The 12,623-nt window shown below is 52.9% G+C and carries 9 protein-coding genes; 1 reads left to right on the top strand and 8 read right to left on the bottom strand.

The genetic code is table 11. The features are described from left to right. Positions 1–23 precede the first annotated feature (23 nt). The 5 genes from D9741_RS08190 to ytfQ all read right to left on the bottom strand — a co-directional run bounded on the left by D9741_RS08190 (position 24) and on the right by ytfQ (position 5,498). Positions 24–539 (bottom strand): DUF2569 domain-containing protein, encoded by a 516-nt coding sequence (locus tag D9741_RS08190; protein WP_130216667.1) that lies wholly within the window; start codon positions 537–539, stop codon positions 24–26. A gap of 27 nt (positions 540–566) precedes the next feature. Next, positions 567–1,571 carry a galactofuranose ABC transporter, permease protein YjfF gene (yjfF, locus tag D9741_RS08185; RefSeq protein WP_130216669.1) on the bottom strand — a complete coding sequence of 335 codons (1,005 nt, stop codon included), beginning with the start codon at positions 1,569–1,571 and terminating at the stop codon, positions 567–569. Continuing rightward, positions 1,558–2,580, bottom strand: a complete 1,023-nt coding sequence (gene ytfT / locus D9741_RS08180) for a galactofuranose ABC transporter, ATP-binding protein YtfT (protein ID WP_130216671.1) — start codon at positions 2,578–2,580, stop codon at positions 1,558–1,560. The genes yjfF and ytfT overlap by 14 nt, the downstream gene beginning before the upstream one ends. A gap of 13 nt (positions 2,581–2,593) precedes the next feature. Continuing rightward, positions 2,594–4,096, bottom strand: coding sequence for a galactofuranose ABC transporter, ATP-binding protein YtfR (gene ytfR / locus D9741_RS08175; RefSeq protein WP_130216673.1), 1,503 nt, complete (start codon positions 4,094–4,096; stop codon positions 2,594–2,596). Between the two features lie 445 nt (positions 4,097–4,541). Then, positions 4,542–5,498 carry a galactofuranose ABC transporter substrate-binding protein YtfQ gene (gene ytfQ, locus D9741_RS08170; protein WP_130216675.1) on the bottom strand — a complete coding sequence of 319 codons (957 nt, stop codon included), beginning with the start codon at positions 5,496–5,498 and terminating at the stop codon, positions 4,542–4,544. Positions 5,499–5,806: 308 nt separating this feature from the next. Between ytfQ and ppa the strand changes: the two genes are divergently transcribed. Further along, positions 5,807–6,337: an inorganic diphosphatase gene (gene ppa / locus D9741_RS08165; RefSeq protein WP_064525871.1), complete on the top strand. Its 531-nt coding sequence runs from the start codon at positions 5,807–5,809 to the stop codon at positions 6,335–6,337. 428 nt (positions 6,338–6,765) lie between these two features. Here ppa and D9741_RS08155 read toward each other — a convergent pair whose 3' ends face one another. The 3 genes from D9741_RS08155 to tamA are packed head-to-tail and all read right to left on the bottom strand — an operon-like array spanning position 6,766 to position 12,622. After that, a complete protein-coding gene (locus D9741_RS08155; RefSeq protein ID WP_130206055.1) occupies positions 6,766–7,110 on the bottom strand; it encodes a gamma-glutamylcyclotransferase in 345 nt (114 codons plus the stop codon). Between the two features lie 2 nt (positions 7,111–7,112). Next, positions 7,113–10,892 (bottom strand): autotransporter assembly complex protein TamB, encoded by a 3,780-nt coding sequence (gene tamB / locus D9741_RS08150; protein WP_130216679.1) that lies wholly within the window; start codon positions 10,890–10,892, stop codon positions 7,113–7,115. Further along, the gene (gene tamA, locus D9741_RS08145; RefSeq protein WP_130206051.1) at positions 10,889–12,622 is read right to left on the bottom strand and encodes an autotransporter assembly complex protein TamA; all 1,734 of its coding nucleotides are present in this window, start codon (positions 12,620–12,622) and stop codon (positions 10,889–10,891) included. The genes tamB and tamA overlap by 4 nt, the downstream gene beginning before the upstream one ends. Between the last annotated feature and the right edge of the window lies 1 nt (position 12,623).

The raw sequence follows: 12,623 nt of genomic DNA, 5'->3' as shown, positions 1-12,623 counted from the left end.
GATGGTTCCGGCGTTTTTGCGTTTTAATTAACAAAAGTGAATTTGACTCGTTTAGAGACACGGAAATAGGGAATCCAGATCGCCATATGAATGATATTTTTCAGCACACCCCATGCGTCTAAAGGCTCAATTGTGGCATGAAGAAACTGTACTGCTCCCCAAATATCAGCAACATTAAATACGAAGAGAGACAGAAGAAGGGCAATATAGTAGTGCGGAAGCTGGCGTTTCTTTTTAAAAAACAAAAAAGTAGTATAACTTACCAACAGAAATACCATGGCAAATCCAACCACTTCCAGATACAGCAGAGTTCTGAGCGGTTCTTCCTGATTGCCCTGAACAAGCCCCCATGTTTGTATAAAAGAATAGATGCTCGAAATAATCACCAGCACTAAAGAAATAGCAGGTAAATACAACCAACCGCCAATTCCCATAAGTTTTTTATCCGCACAACTTTTACAATAATCGTCAGGTGGTAAAACAGCCACACCACAGTTTTTGCATGTTGTACTTAAATCCTCGCCTTCCTTTGCCCACATAAAAATATCCTTATATATCAGTTAAATTTATTCTTTTAGTCTAATTTCCGGACTCACTCTCATTACTGGCGAACTCTGACGATTCTCCCACAACACCGTTAACCCACGCTGTAAGGCAATAAAAATGAATAACAAAATGCCGATGGCGATTTTCGTCCACCATGAACTCAGCGTGCCGTCAAAGTTTATGTAAGTCTGGATCAGTCCCTGAATCGCCACACCAAAAAGCGTCCCTAATACCGTTCCAACGCCACCGCTCAAAAGTGTACCGCCAATCACCACCGACGCGATAGCGTCCAGTTCCACACCTACACCCGCCAGGGCGTATCCGGCCTGGGTATAAATCGAGAAGACAATTCCTGCCAGTGTCGCCAGTCCGGTAGAGAGCATATAAATGCGAATAGTAGTGCTGCGAGTGGAAATCCCCATCAGGTTCGCCGACGTTGCGTTGCCGCCAATGGCGTATACCTGATTACCAAAACGCGTACGATGCGCGAGGAATATGCCGATAACCACCACCGCCAGCATCAGCAGCCCCATCGCGCTTAAGCGACCACCGCCGGGGATTTTCCACGCCAGGCTTGAAAGCGTGTCATAAATTGGATGGTTTATCGGGATCGACTCTTCCGAAACGAGATAGCTGACGCCGCGCAAAAAGAACATTCCCGCAAGGGTAATGATGAACGCCGGGATCTTCAGGGCGTCGATCAGAAGCCCCATAAATGCGCCGAAGGCACAGCCCATCACCAGCACCAGTGGAAACGCCAGCAGCGGCGAGAGGCCGAAATCGCCAATCACTTTTGCCAGAAACACGCCGGTAAAGGCGATCACCGAACCGACGGAGAGATCGATTCCGCCGGAGAGGATCACAAAGGTCATGCCGACGGCGATGATCCCAAGAAAGGCATTATCGGTCAGGATATTGCAGATCACGCGCGTGGAAGCAAAGCCGGGAAACTGCGTCAGGCAGTAGAGATAGCCCAGCACAAAGACGCCGATGGTGATCATCAGTGGCAAGTTACGTTTTATCACGGCTACGCACTCCTTTAATCAGACTGATAAAGCGTTGCGACTGGACAATCAGCACGCAAAGCACCACCACCGCTTTTACCACCTGGTTCATCTCCGGCGGGAATCCCGAAAGTAAAATTCCGGTGTTCATTCCCTGAATAATCAGCGCCCCCACCACTGAGAGCAGCAGGTTAAAGCGCCCGCCCATCAGCGATCCGCCACCGATGACCACCGCAAGAATGGCATCCAGCTCCAGCCATAACCCGGCGTTATTGGCGTCGGCACCGCGAATATCCGCCGCCACGATAATGCCTGCAATCGCCGCACACAGCCCGCTCAATACGTAGGTGAACATGACGATGATTCGTGTGTTGACTCCGGCATTTTTTGCCGCACGAATGTTGATGCCAACGGCTTCAATAAACATCCCCAGCGCCGTTTTGCGGGTCAACAGCCAGAAGAAGAGAAGCGTCAGCACAGCGATAATGACCGGCGTTGGCAGGAACAATAGCGATCCGCTGCCGAACCATGAGAGATCCGGCGAGTTGAACGTGACGATCTGCCCGGAGGTAATCAATTGCGCAACACCACGTCCGGCGACCATCAGGATCAAAGTGGCAACAAACGGCTGAATTTTGAGGATCGCCACCAGTATGCCGTTCCACAATCCAGCCAGAATGCCGGTCCCCAGGGCGCTTAACAAAACAACTGGCAGGCTGAACCCCGCGACCGTCATCGCAGCCGTTGTGGCTCCGGCGATAGCCATCACCGCCCCCACAGAGAGATCAATCCCACCCGTAGCAATCACCAGCGTCATACCAATCGCCAGTAGCGCAACCGGAGCGGCGCGATTAAGAATGTCGATAGGGCTACCGAACAAACGCCCATCCTGAAGCACCACCTGCCAGAAATGCGGGGCCACCAGGCTATCGACCACCAGCACCAACAATAGCGCCACCAACTGCGGCATCCCCGTCGGCCAGCGAAAGCGCTTTTTCGACGACGCGGTGTCCGGGAGAGATTGAGGCATCACACTGTTCTCCTTACGCCGCAATGGCGTTCATGATCGCCGGAACGGAAAGCTCTGCCAGCGGGATCTCCGCCACCTGTTTGCGATCGCGCATGATAATCACCCGATCGGCATAGCCCACCAGTTCTTCCAGTTCGGAGGAGATCACCAGCAGCGCCAGACCGTCAGCGCACAGCGTTTCAATCAGGCGAATGATCTCGGCATGGGCGCCAACGTCAATGCCACGCGTTGGCTCATCGAGGATCAGAAATTGCGGACGAGTCAGCAGCCAGCGTGAGAGCAACACTTTTTGCTGATTGCCGCCGGAGAGAAATTCAATCGGTTGTTCGCTGGAAGGCGTACGAATGCCAAGCTGGCGGATAAAGCGTTCGGCAATCTCTTGCTGTTCTTTACGGGAAATCGGCCGTAGCCAGCCGCGCTGGGCCTGGAGAGCGAGGATGATATTTTCCCGCACCGAGGCGGCGGCGATAATGCCATCGGTTTTCCTGTCTTCCGGGCAAAAGCCGATGCCCAGTACCGAAGCCTGATGTGGCGATCGCAGGGTTTGCGGTTTGCCTTTGATCAACGCCGTGCCGCTATCGGCTGGTTTGATGCCGAAGATCACTTCAGCGGTTTCGGTCCGCCCTGATCCCAGCAGACCTGCCAGCCCGACGATCTCACCGGGACGTACTTCCAGATCAAACGGCGCGATCGTTCCTTTCTTGCCGTAATCTTTAAACGCTGCAACAGGATTGTCACTAAGCAATGTTCTTCCGGCACGCTGTAGCGCATGAGTATCCAGCTCACGCCCCAGCATCATTTTCACCAGTTCGATTTGTGGCAGCTCGCGGGTTTCCCGACAGCCAACAAAGCTGCCGTTGCGTAAGACGGTGATCCGATCGCTGACCTGATAGACCTGATCGAGAAAGTGAGTAACGAAGATCAGGCTGACGCCGCGATCGCGCAGCTGGCACATCAGGCCAAACAGCAACTCTACTTCCTGAGTGTCGAGACTGGCGGTGGGTTCATCGAGGATTAGCACTTTGGCGGAGAGATCGATGGCCCGACAAATGGCGACGATTTGCTGCATCGCGACTGAAAAGCGGTTGAGCGGTTCACGCACGTCGAGGGAGAAACCGTAAGATGCCATCAGTTCGGTGGCGCGCTTTTCCATCTCTTTACGTCGTAGCAGGCCGAAACGCTTAGGTTCGCGGCCTATGAATAGATTATCAGCGACCGACATATTGGGTAGCAGGTTAACTTCCTGATAGACAGTGCCGATGCCGAGCTGCTGTGCGTGGGCGGTGTTTTTCGGTGAAATAACCTGACCTTCCAGCCAGATGGTGCCGCGATCGGCGTGGTAAACGCCGGTTAATGCTTTGATTAGCGTTGATTTTCCCGCCCCGTTTTCACCGAGCAGCGCCATGATTTCACCACGGCGCAGGCTGAAATCAACGTTATCTAACGCTTTGACGCCAGGGAAAAATTTGCTTAATCCTTCGGTGCGGAGGATTTCCTGGTGTTGGTCGGTCGTCATGGTTTCCCCCGAAGTAAAGCGTGCTCCAGCCAGGCATGATAAGACGCGCCAGCGTCGCATCAGGCATCAGCGCACAACCGCCGGATGCGGCGTAAACGCCTTATCCGGCCTACACAGCGCATCGAGCTCGTAGGCATGATAAGCGCGCCAGCGTCGCATCAGGCATCAGCGCACAACTGCCGGATGCGGCGTAAACGCCTTATCCGGCCTACACTGCGCATCGAGCTCGTAGGCATGATAAGACGCGCCAGCGTCGCATCAGCCACCAGTGCACAACTGCCGGATGCGGCGTAAACGCCTTATCCGGCCTACACTGCGCATCGAGCTCGTAGGCATGATAAGACGCGCCAGCGTCGCATCAGGCATCAGCGCACAACTGCCGGATGCGGCGTAAACGCCTTATCCGGCCTACGAGTCGGTATCAGGCATTGGTGCCTGATACGTCTCAATACCCCATGTTTTTCTTCTTCTCTAACTCTTCTTTTGCGGTATCAGGCAGGTAAAGGGTGGACTTGGTCAGCGTCAGTTTTTCAGGCATGGTGCCGTCTTTTTTATATTTCTCCAGCGCGTCAAAGGCGGGTCCCGCCATGTTTGGCGTCAGTTCAACGCTGGCGTTCGCTTCGCCATCCATCATCGCTTTGTAGATGTCCGGCACGCCGTCGATAGAGCCTGTCAGGATATCTTTGCCCGGTTTCAGGCCCGCTTCTTTAATTGCCTGAATTGCGCCAATCACCATGTCGTCGTTATGGGCGTAAACCATGCAGATGTTTTTGCCGTTGTTTTCCGCTTTGATAAAGCTCTCCATCACTTCTTTGCCTTTACTACGGGTGAAGTCACCGGACTGCGAGCGGATTATTTTAATATTTGGCGCATTCTTAATGGCTTCGGCAAAGCCTTTCTTACGGTCAATGGCGACGCTGGCCCCAACGGTGCCCTGTAACTCAACCACGTTACACGGTTTGCCGTTAACCTCTTTGACCAGCCAGTCACCGATCAACTTACCTTCGAGGATGTTGTCGGCAGTAACGGTGGTCATATAGAGAGATTTGTCTTTCACATCGATGGAACGGTCAAGCAAAAAGACCGGAATTTCGGCTTCCTTTGCTTCTTTCAAAACAGGTTCCCAACCCGTTGCAACCACCGGGGCGATAAAGATGGCATCTACCCCCTGCGCGACAAAAGAACGCACTGCTTTAATCTGGTTTTCCTGCTTTTGCTGACCATCGGCAATTTTCAGTGTGATACCGCGTTTTTCGGCCTCACTTTTCGCCACATTAGTTTCTGCTGCGCGCCAGCCGGATTCGGATCCGACCTGCGAAAATCCTACGGTTAAAGGAGCGGCCAACGCCATAGACGACATGGCTGCCGAGACTGCAGAGACTACAAGTAAGCGTTTCCACATAGGGTTGTCCTCGTCGGGGTGATTATTATTGGTGAAAAGATGTTCGCGAAAAAACTATAGACAATTGGTTCTGTAACAGATTGCGTTACATCACACTTCAAAAAAGTAAATACATCGTTAATCACAAGTTTGTAATCGCTTTCATATCACTATGAAAAATGCAGCTACGGTTATGGATTTTCCAGCTCTGCGAACCGTCTTAAAACTGGCGAAAAAGGAAAATGAGGGCGAAAACAAGCGAAGACATTCGGCGCGAGTTGGCTATAATACTCGGCACTTGTTTGCCACATATTTTAAAGGAAACAGACATGAGCTTACTCAACGTCCCTGCGGGTAAAGATCTGCCGGAAGACATCTACGTTGTTATCGAAATCCCGGCTAACGCTGATCCGATCAAATACGAAATCGACAAAGAGAGCGGCGCACTGTTCGTTGACCGCTTCATGTCCACCGCGATGTTCTATCCGTGCAACTACGGCTATATCAACCACACTCTGTCTCTGGACGGTGACCCGGTTGACGTTCTGGTCCCGACTCCGTACCCGCTGCAGCCGGGTTCTGTGATCCGTTGCCGTCCGGTTGGCGTTCTGAAAATGACCGACGAAGCTGGTGAAGATGCGAAACTGGTTGCTGTTCCGCACACCAAACTGAGCAAAGAATACGATCACATCAAAGACGTTAACGATCTGCCAGAGCTGCTGAAAGCTCAGATCGCTCACTTCTTCGAGCACTACAAAGACCTCGAAAAAGGCAAGTGGGTGAAAGTTGAAGGTTGGGAAAACGCAGAAGCCGCTAAAGCTGAAATCGTTGCCTCCTTCGAGCGCGCAAAGAATAAATAAGTTCTTATATACTCTAAATAATTCAAGTCGCAGCACATGCAACTTGAAGTATGACGAGTATAGCGCAATAACCCTGAACGCCGGGCTTCGGTTAGTAAGGGTTTTTTTATGCCCGCGATAAATAAACTCTCTATTCCCCTATCATTATTCTTAGCGGTTGCAAGGCTTGAACGGTAAGAACAAGCAAACCCGACCACCATTTTGCTGTTCATAGCCACTTGCTGGAAGTTAGCCGACCTCACTCATACTCACCGTTCAAAGCGTGCCCCCGTTTTACCCCTGCGCATTTGTGAACACCAGCAGAGATTTTTATGCGTTAACAGATCTGGAAAGCGACTCGGAGAGAAAAGAAACTGGTGGGAAAGTTACAAAACTGATTGCGAGGGGCATCGCAAAAAACAACGCCACCCGAAGGTGGCGTGTTTATATTATGACTGATCCCTGTCTAACCAGTCGCCGCTTTCAATCAGCGTTAATCCATCGACGGGTCGTTGATAAACGTACATCCATGCACTCCCGTACGGCGTCTGAATCAACTGGCGCGCGTATTCACCGCCCCTGGTGCGTAAGGCATCAAGTTCGGCCAGCGTGGCGTTGTCAATACGATAAACTTCACCATGTACCGTTCCGTTTCCCGGAACTGCGCCTGGATAGTGGCCCAGGCTATACAACTGGTAGTTATCGATACTGAAATCGCCCAGCAACTGGGCATTTGTCATCCAGTGGCTGTTGCCTTGTTTGTGACGTAAACTGCCGTAGACAAATATTCGCATAGCTAAAACTCGAACTGATAGAGCAAATCCAGTGCCTGATCTACACCAGACACGGCTTCCAGATATAGCTTCGGCATCAGGCGATAACGTAACGTGAGTGTTGCTATAGAGTCAAATATCCCCACGCCGTATTTCACTTGTAAGCCTGGTAATACATAGCCGCTGACCACCACCTGGGAAGAATCACCAACCCCCTCGGTGTCGAGCGCTAAATTACTTACACCAAATGTCTCGCCGATTTTACCCACAATCTGGCCACTTTGCGCAACCCCCAGACCAATCAGCATCGAAGTCATCGCCGCGCTGTCGCTCTGATCGCTCTCCAGCCCTTGTCCACGCAACAAGTAAGACAATGCAGCCTGTTGTGACATCGCCGGGTCAGAGAAGATCTCCGCTTTCGGCTCATCCGCCAGCCCGGTGACACGAACACCAGCGATTACGTCATCTTCTGTAGCATCCGGGTTACGAATGGCTTCGATATTGAGATACGGTTGATCCGGTGGACCAGAGAACAGCAGCTCGCCTTTGCGCACAATCAGATCCTGGCCATATGCATGGAAGCGCCCTTCAGGGATGTTAATTTGCCCGTTCAGGCCCAGCCCTTGTTTGTCCTGTACGACGTTGAGATCGCCCGTCAGCCGCGCCTTCAGGCCAAAGGCATCAATGCGCACGTTATTGCCGACGTGGACAATCAGGTTACTGTTGATCGGAATTGACGCGGTTTTCGTCTCCTCCGGTTGCAGGTTATCGTTGAGCATCACCACATCGCTTGAGACACCCACCGCACTTTCCGGCAGATCGTGCACCACAATGCGCGCCCACGGTACATCCACGCGACCATCAAGGGTAAACAGGCTTGGTGTCGCTTCGAATACGATGTCAGGCGACACATCCATTCGCACCATCGGTGGTACGGTGATCCGTACCTTACTGCCTTTCGCCGTTACCCGCGCCCGCCAGTTTTCAATCTGGCTCCAGTCAGCATCACCGTTCAGGTAGATGTCACCCTGCTGAGTCCTCACGGTCCCCGCAAGCGTCGAGCGCATACCGTTAAAATTGACCGCAAGCTGACTCGGCTGCATATCAAATGGCATAAAGTTGCCGTCGATATCCACGCCCGTGACCTGTAGCTGACCAAACAGCTGCGGGCTTTGCACATCACCGCCCAGACGTAGGTTAGCGCTCACCATCCCCGCGGCTTTTTCACCACGCGTAAAGATGGGGTTCACCATTGCGAGGTTAAAATTGCGGATGTTGACGTTGCCGCCAAGATTCCGGCGGCCTTGCGGATCGGTCACCTGCACCTGACCATCAAACTGGCCGTTATTGGTCAGACGGATGGTCCAGCCCAGCTCAGCGCGATTATTCCGCAGCTCTGCCGATAGGTTCAGCGTCTGAAACGCCACCGGTAGCGCCGCATCGTTGACGGTTTGCGTCACCTGCACGTTACGCCCCGAAAGAGTGATACTGCCCTGTGGCAGCCCCTCTTTGGTGGTGTCCCAGGCAACGTCCGCTTTACCCGTGAAGATACCGCTTGCCTGAGTAGTTTCCGGCATAAATGGTTTCAGCATGGCCAGGTCGAAGCGGTTGAGATTCACCACCGCACGCCCTTCAGCCCCAGCATCAATGGTTTGCGGCACGCACAGTTCCGCATTCGGGTTAAGCCAGCAGTGTGGCCCAATGCTGATTTTTTGCTCCTGATTGCGGTAGTCCAGCGCGATATCACGCGTCAGCGACCACGGGCCGACCGGCGTCTGGAAGCGGGTATTGCTAAGCGTTCCCTTCCAGCGTTCTTCTTTGCGATCAAAGCTACCCGCCAGGTTCAGTTGACCGGAAACCGGTTCGCCCTGAATCCGCAACTGTAACTCGTGCTGCTTTTCGCTGCCTTTCGCATTCAGAGTAACGAGGTTGATATTCACATCCGGTTGCGAGATTTGCTCAACGCGCACGTCGAGTTTACCCGCAATCTGATCGGTGGATTTGATGTCACCTTCCACGCGAACCTGCGACACAGAAAGTTCCTGCCAGCGCAAGCCGCGCGCGGTGATATCCGCCAGCAACTGCGGCGCTTCCACCGTACCGCGAACTTTCACCAGCCCTTTCGCTGTACCGCCAAGTCCTGGCAGCGCGTTATCCAGACCAGGCGCGTTGATCGTGGCGTCAAGATTGAGATCTTTCACCCCAAGCTCGCCTTTCACTTCGGCACTGTTTGGCCCCAGTTCCAGATGCAGACCTGGGATCATCCACTGCATATAACTATTGCCTTTCAGCGTTCCCTCAACGTTCACTTTGTTCTGTTTGACGTTGCCGGTCAGCTTCAACTCCGGCACGTCCATCTGCCAGGTGCCGCCGTACAGGCTACCGCGCGTTTTGATCAAACCATTGAGTTTCGATGGCCAATCCGGGAACTCTTTCGCCGTATTAATGCCGTTGAACGTCAATTCACCGCGCCAACTAATGGCCTGCTGCCAGTCGAGCAGCGCCTTCAGCTCGGTTTTTCCTTCCAGCGCCGCAACGGTGAGTTTATCGAGATTGACCTGCTGTTCATTCCCTTTCGCATCAAGGGTAATGGTCGCTGGCGGGATCTCCTGCCCTTTCACCGCCGTACGCATAGACAGCGTGTAATCGGTCATTTTGCCGGTGAGTTTCAGTTTCAGGTCATCCGCCTGATATTGCTTCTCACCAGTGAACGGCCAGTAAAGTTGTTTGCTGTTCACTTCCACGTTGAGCGGCAGTCCAGCTTCCGCCAGCCGCGTCTGGGCGCGTAAATCCATATCCACCGGACCGGAAAGGTTAACGCCTATCTCCAGCTGTTCGCGCAGCGCGCCGCCCACTTTCAGCTTCACCTTTTCACCTTTCAACGGCTCCACATTCAAAGTGCTGTTGAGGGTGATATCCACCGGCCAGTTGTTAGACAGTTGTGCCGTACCGCTGGCATTGACAATCCCCTGGTTAGAGTCAATATCCAGCGCATCCAGTTTGGTATTGCCGTCGATGCTGCTCACTTTCAGCAGCATGGTGCTCACGGTGATATCCGTGTCGCCTGTCACGCGCAGTTGCTCGCCTTTAAACTCTTCAATGTTCAGGTTGAGCGGCAAATGCACGTCGGTCATTTCCGGCAATACCGGGCGAGAAAAGAGATCTTTCAGCGTTTCGCCGAGCGGTTTTTCCTCCGGCTGCGGATTTTCAATCTTCGGTTCGACCACTTCTTCCTGCGCCACGTCCGCCACTTTCGGCAAGGCAATCAGCAAGCCTTTCAGCGACGTCGGTTTCAGGGTCAGGGTTTTCTCCTGCCAGTTCAGGCCGGAGGTGAAGTCCATCACCGACACCGTGGTGTCATCAATTTTGATGTTGACGTTATCCAGCGCCACACGCGTCAGAGTGATGGGATACGGCGTGGAGAGATCCAGCGGCCCGCTATCTTCCTCTTCTTCAACCTGCTCAGAAGGAGGCATTTTTTTGCTGTCGATGTTGACCTGAATATCTTTCAGCGCCAGATCGTTAACACAAACGCTGCTGTTCCACAGACAATCCAGCCCAACGGCCAGATGCAGATTGCCCGCTTTTACCGCCACGCCTGGCTGCTCATAACGAACGTCAGACAGGGTAAGGTCACGCCAGCCGCCAGTGACCTTGCCAATGTCCAGCCCTGGCACCCAGCGATCCGCCGCTTTAAATACCAGATGCAAGCCGCTGGTGGTGCCGACCAGAAATGCCACCGAGCCCAGCAGTAATAAGATGACGATAACCGCGCCGAGGCTGATTTTTTTCCATAAACTCATAATTCTGGCCCCAGACCGATGTAAAACTGTAACCCGTGCTCGTCTTTATCCGCGACCGGTACGGCAAAATCGAGCTTGATCGGCCCGACCGGCGATTCCCAGCGCACGCCAACCCCGGTGCCGGTTTTGAAGTCGCTGCGGCGGATATCACTCACCGCTTCACCGCTATCGACAAACACCGCGCCCCACCATTTTCCGGTCACGTTGTACTGGTACTCCAGTGATCCGGTAATTAGCTTTGATGCCCCTTTCAGGTCACCATTGTCATATTTCGGCGCAATAGATTTGTATTTATAGCCGCGAATACTGCGGTCGCCCCCGGCGAAGAAACGCAGATCCGGCGGTACTTTGTCGAAGTCACCGGTTTCAATCCAGCCCAACGTGCCGCGCGTAACAAAGCGATGGCGATCGTACAGTGTGCGGATCCAGACGTTCTGTGCCTGGAAAACGGAGAAATCGACATCCGATCCCCAGGCCGTGTTGGAATAGTCGATAGAGTAGCGTTGCGAGTCGCCCCAGGTCGGCATCAGGCCGCCGCGTGATCGCGTCCGGCTAATCATCACACCTGGATAAAACAGCATTGTGGTGTTAGTAATTTCACCCTGAGTAAAGTGGTCGAGACTCCAGCGCAGGTTAATGGCGCGCTGCCAGCCGCTGGAAAGATCCCAGTAGCGGGAAGCGACCAGGGTAGTGGAATCGGATTCTGTGTCATTCAGGTCAGTACGCTTAAAACCGCCCTGCACCAAATAATATTGTTCCAACGGATTCTTCAGCAGCGGCATTTTATAGCTGAAGTCGAGGGTCTGTTCCGGCGCGGAAATACTGGTACTGGTAGTCAGACTGTGACCGTATGAGTTCATCCACGGCTTTTTCCACGTCGCTTTCACGCGCGGTCCCACGTCCGTAGAGTAACCGACCCCGGTTTCGATGGTGTTTTCTGTTCGCGGCGAAACCACGCCCGTCAACGGTAATACTTTCGTTTCGCGCGCTTTATCAAATTGCGGTGCCACTACCACCGAATTAAACCAGCCAGTCGCGGAAAGGCGACGGTTCAGTTCCGCCAGATCTTTTGACTCGTATTCATCGCCTTCTTTGAACGGTACCAGGTTTTGCAGGTATTCATCGCGAATTTGCGAACCTTCAAAGGTCACATGCCCAAAGCGGTAACGTTCGCCACTGTTGTAATCAATATCCCAGTACGCTTTATGCAGGCCAAGCGCTATGCCTAACTGAGCTTTGGTAAATTCGCTATCGAAATAGCCTTTACGCAGCGCAATACTGGTTAAGGACTTTTTGAAATTTTCATAATCGCCCTGGTTTAGCACCGTACCTATAGCCGGGCGAGTATCCAGCAACTTCAAATAGTCTTTATCGGTTCGCGCACCGCCGCGCAAGACAACATCGGTGCCGCCAATCAATACGGGTACACCCGGTGTAACTTTAGCAACCAGCACCTGCCGTCCTTTCTTTGGAGGTGGCTGGAGATCAAATTCAATTGTTGGCTGGTAATAGCCCAGTGCTTTTAGACCTTCCCGAATGGCATCATCAACACGTGCGCGAAAGCGCCGGTCTGGCGTCACTTCATCACTTTGAATCGTAGAAAGCTGTGCACGAACGTTTTTTTCCAGCTGTCCCGATAACCCTTCCACCTGTAGACGGACATTCGCGGCGATGGCAGAACCACTAAAGCAGAGTAAGCTTACACAGCATAACTGTCGGATATAGCGCACA

The sequence above is a fragment of the Escherichia sp. E14V7 genome (assembly GCF_004212225.1).
In the GTDB taxonomy this organism is placed as follows: Bacteria; Pseudomonadota; Gammaproteobacteria; order Enterobacterales; family Enterobacteriaceae; genus Escherichia.
This window is presented reverse-complemented; position numbering and strand designations above follow the sequence as displayed.